Annotated in this window: 12 protein-coding genes; 2 read left to right on the top strand and 10 right to left on the bottom strand. The window is 73.4% G+C overall.

What is annotated here, in order from left to right; translation table 11 throughout:
- Nucleotides 1-3: 3 nt before the first annotated feature.
- The 4 genes from ACZ5CZ_RS05135 to ACZ5CZ_RS05120 all read right to left on the bottom strand — a co-directional run bounded on the left by ACZ5CZ_RS05135 (nt 4) and on the right by ACZ5CZ_RS05120 (nt 7,211).
- The gene (locus ACZ5CZ_RS05135; RefSeq protein WP_468939298.1) at nt 4-4,146 is read right to left on the bottom strand and encodes an nSTAND1 domain-containing NTPase; all 4,143 of its coding nucleotides are present in this window, start codon (nt 4,144-4,146) and stop codon (nt 4-6) included.
- A gap of 4 nt (nt 4,147-4,150) precedes the next feature.
- The gene (locus ACZ5CZ_RS05130) at nt 4,151-4,468 is read right to left on the bottom strand and encodes a CU044_2847 family protein (RefSeq protein ID WP_385843807.1); all 318 of its coding nucleotides are present in this window, start codon (nt 4,466-4,468) and stop codon (nt 4,151-4,153) included.
- A 118-nt stretch (nt 4,469-4,586) separates the two neighbouring features.
- Entirely contained in the window at nt 4,587-5,210 is a 624-nt protein-coding gene (locus tag ACZ5CZ_RS05125) for a hypothetical protein (protein WP_468939296.1), read from the bottom strand.
- Between the two features lie 81 nt (nt 5,211-5,291).
- Nucleotides 5,292-7,211, bottom strand: coding sequence for a glycoside hydrolase family 3 protein (locus ACZ5CZ_RS05120; protein WP_468939293.1), 1,920 nt, complete (start codon nt 7,209-7,211; stop codon nt 5,292-5,294).
- A 158-nt stretch (nt 7,212-7,369) separates the two neighbouring features.
- Here ACZ5CZ_RS05120 and aroA point away from each other — a divergent pair, with 158 nt between their 5' ends.
- Entirely contained in the window at nt 7,370-8,596 is a 1,227-nt protein-coding gene (gene aroA / locus ACZ5CZ_RS05115) for a 3-phosphoshikimate 1-carboxyvinyltransferase (protein ID WP_468939290.1), read from the top strand.
- A 41-nt stretch (nt 8,597-8,637) separates the two neighbouring features.
- Here aroA and ACZ5CZ_RS05110 read toward each other — a convergent pair whose 3' ends face one another.
- From ACZ5CZ_RS05110 to ACZ5CZ_RS05095, 4 genes are all read right to left on the bottom strand, one after another.
- The gene (locus ACZ5CZ_RS05110; protein ID WP_468939607.1) at nt 8,638-9,438 is read right to left on the bottom strand and encodes a sugar phosphate isomerase/epimerase family protein; all 801 of its coding nucleotides are present in this window, start codon (nt 9,436-9,438) and stop codon (nt 8,638-8,640) included.
- 67 nt (nt 9,439-9,505) lie between these two features.
- Nucleotides 9,506-10,339, bottom strand: a complete 834-nt coding sequence (locus ACZ5CZ_RS05105; protein ID WP_385843811.1) for a sugar phosphate isomerase/epimerase family protein — start codon at nt 10,337-10,339, stop codon at nt 9,506-9,508.
- Entirely contained in the window at nt 10,336-11,487 is a 1,152-nt protein-coding gene (locus ACZ5CZ_RS05100) for a dihydrodipicolinate synthase family protein (RefSeq protein ID WP_468939286.1), read from the bottom strand. The genes ACZ5CZ_RS05105 and ACZ5CZ_RS05100 overlap by 4 nt, the downstream gene beginning before the upstream one ends.
- Nucleotides 11,484-12,635, bottom strand: a complete 1,152-nt coding sequence (locus ACZ5CZ_RS05095) for a Gfo/Idh/MocA family protein (RefSeq protein WP_468939283.1) — start codon at nt 12,633-12,635, stop codon at nt 11,484-11,486. Before ACZ5CZ_RS05095 ends, ACZ5CZ_RS05100 begins: the two co-directional genes overlap by 4 nt.
- Nucleotides 12,636-12,872: 237 nt before the next feature.
- Between ACZ5CZ_RS05095 and ACZ5CZ_RS05090 the strand changes: the two genes are divergently transcribed.
- The gene (locus ACZ5CZ_RS05090; RefSeq protein WP_385843814.1) at nt 12,873-13,928 is read left to right on the top strand and encodes a LacI family DNA-binding transcriptional regulator; all 1,056 of its coding nucleotides are present in this window, start codon (nt 12,873-12,875) and stop codon (nt 13,926-13,928) included.
- Between the two features lie 135 nt (nt 13,929-14,063).
- On the opposite strand, the gene rbsD is transcribed toward ACZ5CZ_RS05090, so the two are convergent.
- Nucleotides 14,064-14,453 (bottom strand): D-ribose pyranase, encoded by a 390-nt coding sequence (gene rbsD / locus ACZ5CZ_RS05085; RefSeq protein ID WP_385843815.1) that lies wholly within the window; start codon nt 14,451-14,453, stop codon nt 14,064-14,066.
- Nucleotides 14,450-15,373 carry a ribokinase gene (locus ACZ5CZ_RS05080; protein WP_468939279.1) on the bottom strand — a complete coding sequence of 308 codons (924 nt, stop codon included), beginning with the start codon at nt 15,371-15,373 and terminating at the stop codon, nt 14,450-14,452. The genes rbsD and ACZ5CZ_RS05080 overlap by 4 nt, the downstream gene beginning before the upstream one ends.
- Between the last annotated feature and the right edge of the window lie 70 nt (nt 15,374-15,443).

The raw sequence follows: 15,443 nt of genomic DNA, 5'->3' as shown, positions 1-15,443 counted from the left end.
CCGTCAGGGGTGGGTGGGGCAGACGTGGCCTACGTGGTAGCCACGCAGATACGTCGCACGCTCTTCCTGGGTGAGGTCGCGGCTGACGCCTCGGCACACGTCGCGGACTGCGGTGGACGGCTCAGGGAGCACGGTGTTCCACAGTCGTGTCGTATGGTCACCGCTGGCGGTGGCGAGGGTGCGGCCGTCCGGGCTGAAGGCCACCCCGCTCACCCAGTCGGTGTGCCCGAACAGGAAGATTCGTGGTGCGCCGGTCTTGACGTCCCAGAGGCGTGCGAAGGAGTCGGCGCTGCCGGTGGCGAGGGTACGGCCGTCGGGGCTGAAGGCCACTGCCATGACGTTGCCGGTGTGTCCCACCAGGGCGGTACGCATCTGACGCGTCGATGTGTCCCACAGCCGCACGGTGAAATCGTTGCTGGCGGAGGCGAGGGTGCGGCCGTCGGGGCTGAAGGCCACAGCCTCCACCACATCGCTGTGTCCGGTCAGTGTCGCGCGGCTCTGTCCGGTGGCGGTGTCCCACAGCCGTACGGTGGTGTCGTCGCTGCCGCTGGCGAGGGTGCGGCCGTCGGGGCTGAAGGCCACCGACTCCACGGTGTCCGTGTGTCCGTTCAGTGTCGCGCGGGTCTTTCCGGTGGCGGTGTCCCACAGCCGTACGGTGTTGTCGGCGCTGGCGGTGGCGACGGTGCCGCTGTCGGGGCTGAAGGCCACCGAGTTCAGCGTGTCGGTGTGTCCGGCCAGCTTTCTGAGGAACTTTCCAGTGGCGGTGTCCCACAGTCGGGCGGTGTTGTCGGCGCTGGCGGTGGCGAGGGTGTGGCCGTCGGGGCTGAAGGCCGCCGAGGTCACGGTGTCGGTGTGTCCGTTCAGTATCGCGCGGGTCTTTCCGGTGGCCATGTTCCACAGCCGCACCGTCTCGTCGTCGCTGCTGGTCGCGAGGGTGTGGCCGTCCGGACTGAATGCCACGGACCTCACCCAGTCGGTGTGCCCGGTCAAAATGGCACGGACCGCACTCGGGCCCAAGTCCCACAAGCGTGCCGTGCGGTCGGCGCTGGCGGTGGCGAGGGTTCGGCCGTCGGGGCTGAAGACCGCGGCGTACACCACGCCGGTGTGTCCGACGAGTGTGGTGCGTAGCGCGCCGGTGGCCGGGTCCCATAGGCGTGTGGTGTGGTCGGCGCTGGCGGTGGCGAGGGTTCGGCCGTCGGGGCTGAACGCCACAGTCCACAAGGCATCGTTGAATCCGGTCAGTGTTCTGCCGGCCTGACCTGTACGGACGTCCCACAGGCGTGCTGTCTCGTCGGTGCTGGCGGTGGCGAGGGTGCGGCCGTCGGGGCTGAAGGCCACGGAGGTCACGGCGCCGGTGTGTCCGGTCAGTGTTCTGCTGTGCTTGCCGGTGGTGACGTCCCACAGGCGTGCCGTCTTGTCGTCACTGGCGGTGGCGAGGGTGTGGCCGTCGGGGCTGAAGGCGACCGACTCCACGGTTTCGGTGTGTCCGGTCATTGTTCTGCTGTGCTTCCCGGTGGTGACGTCCCACAGGCGTGCCGTCTTGTCGTCACTGGCGGTGGCCACGGACTGGCTGTCGGGGCTGAAGGCCACCCACTTCACTCCCTTGGTATGGCCATGAAGAGCGAGGCGGAAGGCTCCCGTGACGGGGTCCCAGAGGCGCACTGTCTTGTCAGCGCTGGCGGAGGCGAGGGTGCGGCCGTCGGGGCTGAAGGCCACCGAGTTCACGGTGTCGGTGTGTCCGGTCAGCTTTCTGAGCGTCTTTCCGGTGCTCACATCCCAGAGGCGCACCGTCTCGTCGGCGCTGGCGGTGGCGATGCTGCGGCCGTTCGGGCTGAACGCCACTGCGGTCACTTCATCGGCGTGGCCGGTGAAGTGCCTGTTGTGCGGGAGAGTCGCAGCCGTCTGCAGGAGCGCTTTGGCCAATGGCGTCGGGTGCGTGCGGTACGCCTCGATGGCCAGCAGGGAGGCCAGTTCCGGCTTGGATCCGAGGAGTGTGGTGGCCTGCGTGACGAGCCGCTGCGACAGCGCCTCCTCCCGCGCCCCGACGGACCCGCGCCACTGAAACACCGCCACCACCCCCGCGAGCAACGCAACCACCAGCACCCCCGCCAGAATCGCGTTCAGCCGCCTGCTCCTCCTGATCACCGCCTGCTGATGCTGCCTGCTGGCCGCGAGGTACTCCGAGATCTCCGCCGGCAGATGCCGGCGCCGCTGCCAGTCCAGGCCCTCCGCGAGGGCCGTTCCGCCGAGCAGGTCGCCGGGGTTGCGCTGCTCGGCCCAGGCGGCGCGTCGCTCCCGGGCGCGTTCGAGCCACTCCTGGAAGCGGCGGTCCTGGTCCACCCACCTGCGCAGCGCACCCCAGTCCCGGATGAGCGCCTCGTGGGTCAGTTCGGCCACCGCTTCCCCGGGCGGCGCGCCGGGGGCCTGCGCGGTGGGCAGTGTCTGGGTGGTGATGATGCGATGGCGGGTCAGTACGGAGAGGACGTCGTTCACGGCCCGCTGCTCCGCGTCGGGCGCCCTGCCCGGGTCGGCCGCCAGGGCCCGCAGCTCGTCCAGCGGCACCTGGGTGCGTACCGCGCTGACATGGTGGCTGGGGTCGGTCGGGCGCACCAGCGAGGTGAGCGCGCGGCGGGCGATCGACTGCTGCTCGGGGGACAGCTCGGCGAGGGCTTCGTCGCACCAGGTGGTCAGGGAGCCGCTCACCGCCCCGATGCGCTGGTACGCCTCATGGGTGAGGAAGCCGTTCTCCCGCCGCAGCCACAGCTGGCTGAGCGCCATCTCCAGCAGGGGCAGCACGGTCACCGGCGCCTGGGACGTCACCGTCGCCTCGGGGCTGATCGCCAGGACGTCGCCGATGATCTGTTCCGGCAGGCCCGGCTGGAAGCGCAGCCCGACGTCCCGGGCGGGCAGCGTGATGATGTCGTGCAGGTCCTGCCGGCTGAGGGTGCCCGGCACATTGAGCAGCCCCGGCATGGCGGCCTCGAGCAACTGCGGGGCGAGGGCCGCGAGGTGCGGATAGAAGTCGTCCCGCATGATCAGGATGACGGTGAGCTTGGTGTAGGCGTCGGCGAGCGTGGTGATCTCGTCGATGACCGTCCGCAGCCGGCCGTTGCCGCTCTGCACCAGGAGTTCCTCCAGCTGGTCGATGACCAGCAGCACCCGGTGGTGCTCGCCCTCGGCGGCGAGTCTGCGGTTGGCGGCCGCCGCGATGCCCTCGCTCGCCGCCCCGGGCAGCCCCGCACTCTCGATCTCGGCCGGCAGGTCGTGCCGGGGCCGGGCCAGCACCGGCAGCCACCGGTCGCTGCCCGGCACCGCGCCCTCCGCCAGCGCCGGCAGCACCCCCGCCTGGACCAGTGAGGACTTGCCCGAGCCGGAGGGGCCGAGGAGGAGGGTGAGGCGGCGTTGCGCGGCGAGGTTCGCCAGCACCTGCCGGACCGCGTCGCCGCGCCCCTGGAACCAGCGCGTGTGCTCCGCGGTGAACGGCTCCAGCCCCCGGTACGGGCACACCGCGCGCTCCGCCAGTTCCGGCATCACCCGGCGGAGCGTTTCCGCCGGGGTGACGTAGGCGATGCCCTGGCCCCGGTCGAACGGGTCCGGGGCGGTGATCCCGGTGAGCATGCCGATGACGAGGCCGGTCCGCTCGTCCAGGACCGGGCCGCCGCTGAAGCCGGTGGTCAGGTCGTTCGCGCCGGTCAGCTGGAGCACCGTACCGACGTCCTCGGACACCGGCAGCAGGTTTCCCGCGATGCCGGAACCGAAGTGGCCGCCGCGGAACGCCTGGAAGGGGAAGCCGTAGGAGACCACCTCGTGCCCCTGGCAGCCCGCCGCGGAGCCCAACGCCACCGTGCGGGTGCCCGGCACCGGCCCGGCGAGCCGGACGACGGCGATGTCCTCCGCCGACGGGGCGCGCCAGAGTTCCTCCAGGACCAGCCCGGTCACCACCCCCGCGCCGGGCACGTGCGGGAACGCCATCCGCACTGCCGCACCGGGTCCGCTCCCCGCGTTCTCGACGACATGCGCGCAGCTGACCAGCGTGTCCTCGGCCACCAGGAAGCCCGCCCCCGCCACCTGCCCGTCGGCGGCCAGCAGTTGCGTCACCGCGGCGGGCAGGTCCGCGGAGCTGCCGATCTCGCCTCCCGCGTCCATGGCGTCACGCGTCTCCGTTGAACCAGATCACCGTGACGCGCAGGTGGCAGCCGGCCTCGCCCTTGGTGATCATCGCGCCGGCCGCCACCGACAGGTCCACGCCGAACTGGAGCCTGATCTCGTCGGGCCGCGCCTTGCGCAGTTGTTCCAGCGCCCCCTGGGCGGCGTCCGTGACCGGCTCCAGCGCGGACTGGAGGGTGCCCGGCAGCTCCTGTACGGCGTCGCCGAACCGCCCGGCCTTCACCGGGCCCTCCACCCCGGGCGGTGCCTCGAAGAGCACGTAGCCCCCGCCGTCCAGCGCGATCCGGGTCACGGATGCCACGATGCCGCCTCCTCCATGTCCACGGGCGTGCCGACTCCGGCCAGCATCACCGACCCCGGCATATGCCGCAGTCGGGAGTGCGCCGTACGGCCGTACCTCAGCGTCGTACGGCCGTACCTCACAGGCGGCGCGCGCAGCCCACCGGGTTCCGGCCGCCCAGCTGGACGTACAGGACCGTCGTCGCGGGGCACGCGGAGCGGTCCGGTACCGCACGGGTGATCCGGTACTGGGGCCGCTGCCGGCCCGTGCCGTCGCAGGCGGTCTCCCGGACCTGGCCCGCGCCCGAGGTGTAGACGCAGTCGCCGGGGACGGTGCGCGGCCCGCCCCCGCCGCCCGGATCGCCGGGGTGCGGGGGCTCCAGGGCGCGCATGCAGGCGTAGCCCGGCGGGACGGCGGCGTCGCCGGTGCCCCGCTGGGCGCCGATGTGCAGCACGAAGTCGGTGGCCTGCGGGCACAGCGGGCCGTCGGCGGCGGCGCCCTCGTAGCGGGCGAGGACCCGGGCCGCGGCCCGCTCGCTGGTGCAGGGCACCTCGGTGACGTCGGCCGTGCCGAAGGAGCTGCACGCCCCGACGCCCAGGAACACGCCGCCGGGTCCGCCGGCCGCGCCCGGGGCCGGGCGGGCGCTGCCCACCGGGGCGTCCGCCGGCCCCCGGCAGCCGGTCAGCAGCCAGGCGGCGAGTACGACGGCCAGCACGGCCGCGAGCACGGCCGGGAGTACGGTCGTCCGCACGGCACCCCTCATCGAAAGACCCCCCGCCCAGCGTGACCCCTGGCCGCGCGGCCACGCCAGCACTGCGGGCGGCTTTCCCCCTGTCGGGTGGGGTCAGCCCTGGTGCGTTGCGTACGACGGGTACGTCAGCCCGTGCCCGATCGGGTACAGCACCTGCGCGGGATCGTCCGCCCGGACCACCGGCACCGGCAGCTTCCCGCGCGGCGCGACCTGTCCGGCGATCACCCGCGCGGCGGCCCGCAGTTCCGTGTCCGTCCAGCAGTAGCTGGCCAAGTAACCCTTCACTTCGGGGAGTTGGGCCACGTCGTAGGGGTTGCGGACGGCGAGCGCCGCCACCGGCCGTCCGGTGCCGAGGAGTTGCCGCACCAGGGTCTGCTGCGCACTGCCCGCCGTCACGTTGTACGTCGCGACGACCACCGCGTCCGCGTCCCGCGCGGCGGCGACCGCCTGGGCGATCACCGCGTCCGTGGGGGCGGTGCCGGTGGGGTGGGCCGTGGCGGTGAAGCCCAGCCCGGTGAGGGCGGCGGCGAGGACCGCGGTGGGCGGCCCGGTGGTGCCGGACGGGGAGGCGGGATCGGCGCCCACGACCAGGATCCGGCGTGCGGTGCGGGGCGTGAAGGGCAGCATGCCGTCCTCGTTGACCAGCAGGGTCGTGGTCCGTTCGGCGATCCGGTCGGCGGCGGCCCGGTGGGACGCGATGCCCACCGTGCGGTCGACCTCGGCCCGGGTGGTGTAGGGCCGGTCCAGAAGCCCGAGGCGGGCCTTGAGCCGCAGAATGCGCAGGATCGATTCATCGAGGCGGGACTCGGTCAGCTCGCCGCCCCGGACCGCCGCCAGTACGGCATGCCAGGCCACGTCGAGCGAGGGCGGGTTGAGCAACTGGTCGACGCCGGCCTTCACGGCGAGCACCGGCACCCGGTCGTCGCCGTACTTGGTGCGCACCCCCTCCATGCCGAGCGAGTCGGTGATCACCACGCCGTCGTAGCCGAGTTCACCGCGCAGGATGCCGCTGAGGATCGCCGGGGAGAGGGTGGCCGGGTCGCCGGAGTCGTCCAGGGCCGGGAACTGGATGTGCGCCGTCATGATCGAGTCGATGCCCGCCGCGATCGCGGCCCGGAACGGCACGGCGTCCAGCTTCTCCCACAGCTCCCGGCTGTGCGTGATGACGGGGAAGCCGGTGTGGCTGTCCACGGCGGTGTCGCCGTGGCCCGGGAAGTGCTTGGCGGTCGCCGCCACCCCGGACGCCTGGTAGCCCCGCACCTCGGCCGCCACCAGCTCCGCCACCGCGTCCGGGTCGGCGCCGAAGGAGCGCACCCCGATGATCGGGTTGGCCGGGTTGACGTTGACGTCGGCGTCGGGGGAGTAGTCCTGGTTGACGCCCATCGCGCGCAGCTCGGCCCCGGAGATCCGGCCGAGGGTGCGGGCGTCGGCCCGGGAGCCCCCGGCGCCGACGGCCATCGCGCCGGGGAACAGCGTGGCGGGCGCGCCGATCCGGCAGACGGCGCCGTGTTCCTGGTCGGTGGCGATGAGCACCGGCAGACCGCGCGGCTGCTCCAGGGACGCCCGCTGGATGCCGTTGGAGAGGTCGGCGATCTGGTGCGGGTCGCGGGTGTTGTGGGCCCAGGTGAAGTAGATGATGCCGCCGACCCGGTAGCGCGCGATCAGCTCGGCGGCGGTGCGGACGCCGATCTCCTTGAGGTTGGCGTCGATGTCGGCCTGGTCGGGGGCGGTGGCGGAGTGGCCGTAGACCCGCATCACGAAGAGCTGGCCGACCTTCTCCTCCAGCGTCATCCGGGAGATGAGGGCGCGCAGCCGGCGGTCGTCGGCGGGGCCGGGGCCGGGGTCGTCCTGGGCGGCGGCCGGCAGAGTCAGGGCGGAGGTGAGGCTGGCGGTGAGGCCTGCGGTCAGGCTCGCGGTGGCGGCGAGCACGGACCGTCTGGACGGCCCCGCACTGTCTCCCGCGTTTCCCGCGTTTCCCGCGTTTCCCGTGTTTCCCGTGCTGGTGTCGGGCACGTGCGCTCCTTCCAGAGGAGAACCGCTGAAGGAAACTTCCGAGGGGTCAGCAATAGCCGGGAAGTTTCTTTCCGTCAAGGGACTGCACAGTAACCCGGAACCGGTCCAGCCCCTGGAACGCGGCACCGGGTGCCGGACCGACCGGCCATGATTCCGCCATGCCCCTAGTCGACATCCCCGGCTCCAAGTCCATCACCGCCCGTGCCCTCTTCCTCGCGGCCGCCGCCGACGGCGTCAGCACCCTGGTCCGGCCGCTGCGCTCCGACGACACCGAGGGCTTCGCCGAGGGCCTGACCCGGCTCGGCTACCGGGTGGGCCGTACCCCGGACGCCTGGCAGGTGGACGGCCGCCCCACCGGGCCGGCCCGCGCCGAGGCCGAGGTCTACTGCCGGGACGGCGCCACCACCGCCCGCTTCCTGCCCGCCCTGGCCGCCACCGGACACGGCACCTACCGCTTCGACGCCTCCCCGCAGATGCGCCGCCGCCCCCTCGGCCCGCTCACCCGTGCCCTGCGCGACCTGGGCGTCGACCTGCGGCACGAGGAGGCCGAGGGCCACCATCCGCTCACCGTCCGGGCGGCCGGGGTCGAGGGCGGCGAGGTCACGCTGGACGCCGGGCTGTCCTCCCAGTACCTGACCGCGCTGCTGCTGCTCGGCCCGCTGACCCGCCGCGGCCTGCGCATCCGGGTCACCGACCTGGTGTCGGCGCCGTACGTGGAGATCACGCTGGCGATGATGCGGGCGTTCGGCGTGGACGTCGTACGCGACGGGGACGTGTACGACGTCCCGCCCGGCGGCTACCGGGCCACCACCTACGTCATCGAGCCGGACGCCTCCACCGCCGGCTACTTCTTCGCCGCGGCGGCCGTCACCCCGGGCCGCGAGGTGACCGTGCCCGGCCTCGGCGCCGGCGCCCTCCAGGGCGACCTGCGCTTCGTCGACGTCCTGCGCCGGATGGGCGCGCAGGTCACGGTGGCCGAGGACCGGACGACCGTCCGCGGCACGGGCACACTGCGCGGCCTGACCGTGAACATGCGCGACATCTCCGACACCATGCCGACCCTGGCCGCGATCGCGCCGTTCGCCGACGGCCCCGTCCGCATCGAGGACGTCGGCAACACCCGGGTGAAGGAGTGCGACCGCCTGGAGGCCTGCGCGGAGAACCTGCGGCGCCTCGGCGTACCCGTGTCCACCGGCCCCGACTGGATCGAGATCCGGCCCGGCACGCCCGCGCCCGGCACCGCCATCAAGACCTTCGGCGACCACCGCATCGTGATGTCCTTCGCGGTGACCGGCCTGCGCACCCCGGGCCTGTGGTACGACGACCCCGGCTGCGTCCGCAAGACCTTCCCGGCGTTCCACGAGGCGTTCGGCGCACTGCGGTAGCCACGTGCGGAACGAGGTGTGCGGTGCTCTGCGGTAGCCGTTCAGGCCGCCTCGTCCAGCAGCCCTACCAGGTGCTCACGCCCCGCCCGCAGCAGCCCGCCCAGCGGGGCGGCACCCTCGTACCACCGCTTCTCGTACTCCCAGCACAACCACCCGTCCCACCCCTGCCGGGACAGCACGTCCACGCACTCGGTCAACGGCAGCACCCCCGCGCCGAGCGGCAGCGGAGTCGTGTCCTCGGCCGAGGCGATGTCCTTGACCTGGACATAGCCCAGGTACGGGGCGAGCGCCGCATACGTCTCGGCCGGCTGCTCGCCGCCCAGCCAGCTGTGCATCACGTCCCACAGCGCGCCCACCTGCCGGTGCCCGACCGGACCGAGCACCCGGATCGCCTCGGCGCCGGTGCGGTGCGAGTCGTGCGTCTCCAGCAGGATCCGGACGCCGAGCGAGGCGGCGTCCTCGGCGGCGGTGCCGAGTCGCCGCGCGGCGATCGCGTCGGACTCCTCCCGGGGGCGGTCGGGGTCGGCGCCGGGGAAGACCCGGACGAAGGGCGCGCCGAGGTCATGGGCCAGCCGGAGCAGCTGCGAGATCTCGTCCAGCACCGGGCCGTCCTCGCCGGGCGCGGCGACCCGCGCGTATCCGGCGAGGCCCAGCACCTCCACCCCGGCACCGCGGAACAGGGCCGCGGTCTCGGCCCGGGCGGCGGGGGAGAGCCCCGGATGGACCGGCTCCTCGGGATGGGCGCGCAGTTCGACGCCGTGGTAGCCGTGCGTGGTGGCGAGCCCCAGGACCTCCGGAACGGGCAGCCCGGGCACGCCGAGAGTGGAGAAGGCCAGCTTCATGGTCACGGAAGGTACCCCGCCTGGGGCCGGTGATGCGCAACGCCGGGCGCCGGCCGACACCTCGGCGTCACTCGCCCGCGTGCCGCAGGAACCGCTCCGCCGTCTCCGCCAGTACCTCGCGGCCGTCCCGGGACCACAGCGCCTCGTTGAAGAGTTCGACCTCGATCGGGCCGGTGAAGCCGGCGGCCTCCACGTGGCCCCGCCACTGCCGCAGGTCGATCGAGCCGTCGCCGAGCTGGCCCCGGCCGTTGAGCACGCCCTCGGGCAACGGGGTGGTCCAGTCGGCGAGCTGGAAGGCGTGGATACGGCCGCCGGCGCCGGCCCGGGCGATCTGGGCGGGCGCCGTGTCGTCCCACCAGACGTGGTACGTGTCCACCGCCACGCCCACCTGCCGGGCCGGGAAGCGTTCCGCGAGGTCCAGGGCCTGGGCCAGGGTGGAGACCACGCAGCGGTCGGCGGCGTACATCGGGTGCAGCACCTCGAGGGCGAGGCGTACGCCGTGCTGCTCGGCGTACGGGCCCAGTTCGGCGAGGGCGTCGGCGACGCGCTCGCGCGCGCCGGGCAGGTCCCGGGAGCCCGCGGGCAGGCCGCCCGAGACCAGGACCAGGGTGTCGGTGCCGAGGGTCGCCGCCTCCTCGATCGCCCGCCGGTTGTCGGCCAGGGCCGCGGCCCGCGCCTCCGGGTCGATCTGGGTGAAGAAGCCGCCGCGGCACAGGGTCGTCACCGTCAGGCCCGCCTCACGGACCAGCTTGGCCGCCGCCTCCACGCCGTACGACCGGACCGGCTCGCGCCACAGGCCGACCTGGGTGACGCCCGACGCGGTGCAGGCGTCGGCCAGTTCGGGCAGGGACAGCTGCTTCACCGTCATCTGGTTGATCGAGAAGCGTTCGAGACCGGTCACTGGGCCACTCCGTACAGGGCGAGCAGGGTCTTCATCCGCTCCTCGGCCAGCTTCGGGTCCGGGAACAGGCCCAGGGTGTCGGCGAGTTGGTAGGCGCGGGTGAGGTGCGGCAGGGAGCGGGCCGACTGGAGGCCGCCCACCATGGTGAAGTGTTCCTGGTGGCCCGCGAGCCAGGCGAGGAACACCACGCCGGTCTTGTAGAAGCGGGTCGGGGCCTGGAAGAGGTGGCGGGAGAGTGCGACCGTGGGGTCCAGGAGGGCGCGGAAGCCCGCCACGTCGCCGGTGTCCAGCACCCGTACCGCCTCGGCCGCGAGCGGGCCGAGCGGGTCGAAGACGCCCAGCAGGGCGTGGCTGAAGCCGTGGTCGTCGCCCGCGATCAGCTCGGGGTAGTGGAAGTCGTCGCCGGTGTAGCAGCGGACGCCGGGCGGCAGACGGCGGCGCAGGTCGATCTCGCGCTCCGCGTCCAGCAGGGAGATCTTGACGCCGTCGACCTTGTCGGGGTGGGCGGCGATCACCTCCAGGAAGGTGCCGGTGGCCGCGTCCAGGTCCGCCGAGCCCCAGTAGCCCTCCAGGGCCGGGTCGAACATCGGGCCCAGCCAGTGCAGTACCACCGGCCGGGCGGACTGGCGCAGGAGGTGGCCGTAGAGGTCGAGGTAGTCCTGGGGGCGGGAAGCGGCTGCGGCCAGGGCGCGGGAGGCCATCAGGATCGGCTGGGCGCCCGCCTCCTCCACGACGGCCAGCTGCTCCTCGTAGGCCGCGCGGATCTCCGGGAGGGTGCCGGCGGTGAGCTGGTCGGTGCCGACGCCGCAGGCGATCCGGCCGCCGACCGCCTTCGCCTCGGCGGCGCTGCGCCGGATCAGCTCGGCGGCGCCCGCCCAGTCCAGGCCCATCCCACGCTGGGCGGTGTCCATCGCCTCCGCGACGCCGAGTCCGTGGGACCACAGATGGCGGCGGAAGGCGAGGGTCGCGTCCCAGTCGAAGGCGGCCGGGGAGTTGGGCGAGACGTCCGCCCGGGGGTCGGCGACGACATGGGCCGCGGCGAAGACCGTACGGGAGGTGAAGGGGGCGCCGGGCACCGTCGGCAGGGGCTCGGCGCGGGGTTCGTAGCTGCGCAGGGTGCCGTCGGGGGCGGGCAGTCGGATGGTCACAGCGAGATCTCCGGTACGTCGATACGACGGCCCTCCGCGGAGGACTTCAGCCCCAGCTCGGCGAGCTGCACGCCGCGGGCGCCGGCCAGCAGGTCCCAGTGGTACGGGGTGTCGGCGTAAACATGCTTCAGGAACAGCTCCCACTGCGCCTTGAACCCGTTGTCGAACTCCTGGTTGTCGGGGACCTCCTGCCACTGGTCGCGGAAGACCTCGGTGGCCGGGATGTCCGGGTTCCAGACCGGCTTGGGGGTCGCGGAGCGGTGCTGGACGCGGCAGGTGCGCAGACCGGCCACCGCCGAGCCCTCGGTGCCGTCGACCTGGAACTCGACCAGTTCGTCGCGGTGGACGCGGACCGCCCAGGAGGAGTTGATCTGGGCGACGGCGCCGCCCTCCAGCTCGAAGATCCCGTAGGCGGCGTCGTCGGCGGTGGCGTCGTACGGCTTGCCCCGCTCGTCCCAGCGCTGCGGGATGTGCGTGGTGGCCAGCGCCTGTACGGACGTCACCCGGCCGAACAGCTCGTGCAGCACGTATTCCCAGTGCGGGAACATGTCGACGACGATGCCACCGCCGTCCTCGGCGCGGTAGTTCCAGGAGGGGCGCTGGGCGGGCTGCCAGTCGCCCTCGAAGACCCAGTAACCGAACTCGCCCCGCACGGAGAGGATGCGGCCGAAGAAGCCGCCGTCGATCAGCCGCTTCAGCTTCAGCAGGCCCGGCAGGAAGATCTTGTCCTGCACCACCCCGTGCTTGACGCCCTGCTGCCGCGCCAGGCGGGCGAGGTCCAGCGCGCCCTCCAATCCGGTCGCCGTCGGCTTCTCGGTGTAGATGTGCTTGCCGGCCGCGACGGCCTTCCTGATCGCCGCTTCGCGGGCGGCGGTGACCTGTGCGTCGAAGTAGATGTCGACGGTGTCGTCGGCGAGGACCGCGTCCAGGTCGGTCGAGAGGTGCTCCAGGCCGTGCCGGTCGGCGATGTCCCGCAGGGCCTGCTCGCGGCGGCCGAGCAGGATGGGCTCGGGCCACAGCACGGTGCCGTCGCCGAGATCGAGGCCGCCCTGCTCGCGCAGGGCCAGGATGGACCGGACGAGGTGCTGGCGGTAGCCCATGCGCCCGGTCACGCCGTTCATGGCGATCCGCACCGTCTTGCGTGTCACGTCAGTTCCCTTCGGCGAGCCGGTACCGCAGTACGGCATGCAGCAAGCGCTTTCTATACTCCCCGAAGCTAGCCCCTGGACACGGTCTCTACAAGACCGTGTCCCCTTCGAGTTGTTCGAGGGGGCGAACAACTCGGGGTCATGGCCTTAAGGTCTGCTGGAAGATCTGCTCGGAACCAGGAGCAGCGCCTGGCTGTCTACGAGGGCGTACGACATATGCGCGACCGGAGGACGACGATGACGGTGACCCTGGCGGACGTGGCGGCCCGCGCCCAGGTCTCGCCCGCGACGGTGTCGCGCGTGCTGAACGGCAACTACCCGGTGGCCGCCGCCACCCGCGACCGCGTGCTGCGGGCCGTGGACGAACTGGACTACGTCCTCAACGGCCCCGCCAGCGCCCTCGCGGCCGCCACCTCCGACCTGGTCGGCATCCTCGTCAACGACATCGCCGACCCCTTCTTCGGGATCATGGCGAGCGCCATCCAGGGCGAGATCGGCGGCGTCGGGGGCGGCCGCGCGGGCGGCGAGCGGCTCGCGGTCGTCTGCAACACCGGCGGCTCCCCGGAGCGCGAGCTCACCTATCTGACCCTGCTGCAACGCCAGCGGGCCGCCGCGGTGGTGCTGACCGGCGGCGCCGTCGAGGACGCCCAGCACGCGGCGGCGGTCGCGGCGAAGCTGCGCAAGCTGGCGGACGCCGGGACCCGGGTGGTGCTGTGCGGACGCCCGCCGGTACCGGACACCGAGGCCGTCGCCCTCACCTTCGACAACCGCGGCGGCGCCCGCGCCCTCACCGACCACCTCATCCGCCTCGGCCACCGCCGCCTCGGCTACATCGCCGGCCCGGAGGAGCGCACCACGACCCGGCACCGCCTGGAAGGCCACCGCGACGCCCTGACCGCCGCCGGCGTCGAGGAGGACCCGCGCTGGACGGTGCACGGCCGCTACGACCGCCGGTCCGGCTACGAGGCCACGCTGGAGCTGCTGCGCCGCGACCCCTCCCTGACCGCGATCGTCGCCGCGAACGACTCCGTCGCGCTGGGCGCGTGCGCGGCACTGCGCGACTCCGGGCTGCGGATCCCGGACGACGTCTCGGTCGCCGGCTTCGACGACCTGCCGTTCAGCATCGACGCGGTGCCCTCGCTGACGACGGTACGGCTGCCCCTGGCGGAGGCGGGCGCCCGGGCGGGCCGCATCGCGATGGGCCGCGAGGAACCCCCGCCCGGCGGAATCGCCTCGGTGCGCGGGGAACTGATGGTGCGGGGGTCGACGGGAGTGCCGCGGGCGAAGGGATAGTCCGTACGCCCGAGGCCGGATGCGCCGGGAAGCCCGGCTCCGCCTGCCGGTACAGCCCACGCCGCGGACGTGGCGGAGCCCCACGGCCGGTTCACCGAAGGGCGCACGGCCCCGGACCGGCCGCCCTCCGGCCCCTCAGAAAAACACCCCGCACCGCAGCAGCACATTCGCGTACGGCCGCGCCTCGCCCGTGCGGACCACCAGCCGGGCCTGCGCCGACAGTTCCTTCAGGCGTTCGTGCGGGACCAGGGTCAGGTCGGGGAAGTGGCCGGTCAGCAGGGCGGCCGCCGCCGGATTGGCCGCCCGGATCTCCTGCGCCGCCGTGGCTCCCTCCACGACCAGCTCGGCCAGCAGCCCGTCCAGGACCTCGGCGAAGGACGGGACCCCGGCGCGGAAGGCGAGGTCGACGACGCGCGGCCCGTCCGGGACCGGCATGCCCGCGTCGCACACCAGCACCCCGTGTCCGTGCCCCAACTCGGCCAGCGCACCCGCGAGATGGCGGTTGAGGATGCCCGACTTCCTCACCGCGCCCCGACCTCCGCCGCCAGACCCTCGACCTCCGCGGCCGTCGGGTACGACTCCTGCGCACCCCGCCGGGTCACCGCCGCCGCACCCACCCGGGCCGCGTAGGCCGCCGCCTCGGCGAGCGTGGCACCGGCGCCCAGCTTCCAGGCCAGCGCCGCCGTGAAGGCGTCACCCGCCCCCGTGGTGTCCACCGCGTCCACCGTCACCGACGGCACCCGGGTCACCCCGGAGCCGTCGCACACCAGCGCCCCCTCGGCGCCCAGCGTCACCACCACCGAGCGCGGGCCCTTCGCCAGCAGCAGCCGCGCCCAGTCCGCGGGGTCCTCCCCGGCCGGGGCGTCACCGAGGATCACCCGCGCCTCGTGCTCGTTGACGATCAGCGGGTCGCAGGCCGCCAGCACCTCGGCGGGCACCGCGCGCGGCGGCGAGGGGTTCAGCACGAAGCGGCTGTCCGGCGACAGGTTCCGCACCACCTCCACCACCGTCTCCAGCGGGATCTCCAGCTGCGCCGACACCACGCGCGAGGCGTGGAACAGGCTCCCGGCCGCCCGGACGTCCGCGGGCGTCAGCCGGGAGTTGGCGCCCGGGGACACCACGATGCTGTTGTCCCCGGACGGGTCGACGGTGATCAGCGCGACGCCCGTCGGGGCCCCGCCCACCAGCACGCCCACCGTGTCGACCCCGGCCGAGCGCAGGGAGTCCAGCAGCAGCCGGCCATGGCCGTCGTCGCCGACCCGGGCCAGCAGTGCCGTACCCGCGCCGAGCCGGGCGGCCGCGACCGCCTGGTTGGCGCCCTTGCCGCCCGGGTGCACGGCGAGGTCACCGCCGAGCACGGTCTCGCCGGGGCCGGGCCGCCGCTCGACATCGATCACCAGGTCGGCGTTGGCCGAGCCCACGACCAGCAGGTCGTAGTCGTACATCAGTTGACTCCCCTGAGAGATGACTGCGAGCGGACGGCCGCCACCAGCGTGTACGGCCGTCCGCCCGTCC

This window comes from Streptomyces sp. NPDC031418 (assembly GCF_055581605.1).
Note: the sequence above shows the minus strand (reverse complement) of the source record. Positions and strands in the feature narration are given on the sequence as shown.

Coding starts and splice junctions, on each gene's coding strand:
- ACZ5CZ_RS05080 (WP_468939279.1), bottom strand. CDS start 15,373: ATGTACGACTACGACCTGCTGGTCGTGGGCTCGGCCAACGCCGACCTG.
- aroA (WP_468939290.1), top strand. CDS start 7,370: ATGCCCCTAGTCGACATCCCCGGCTCCAAGTCCATCACCGCCCGTGCC.
- ACZ5CZ_RS05110 (WP_468939607.1), bottom strand. CDS start 9,438: ATGAAGCTGGCCTTCTCCACTCTCGGCGTGCCCGGGCTGCCCGTTCCG.
- ACZ5CZ_RS05135 (WP_468939298.1), bottom strand. CDS start 4,146: ATGGACGCGGGAGGCGAGATCGGCAGCTCCGCGGACCTGCCCGCCGCG.
- ACZ5CZ_RS05125 (WP_468939296.1), bottom strand. CDS start 5,210: ATGAGGGGTGCCGTGCGGACGACCGTACTCCCGGCCGTGCTCGCGGCC.
- ACZ5CZ_RS05090 (WP_385843814.1), top strand. CDS start 12,873: ATGACGGTGACCCTGGCGGACGTGGCGGCCCGCGCCCAGGTCTCGCCC.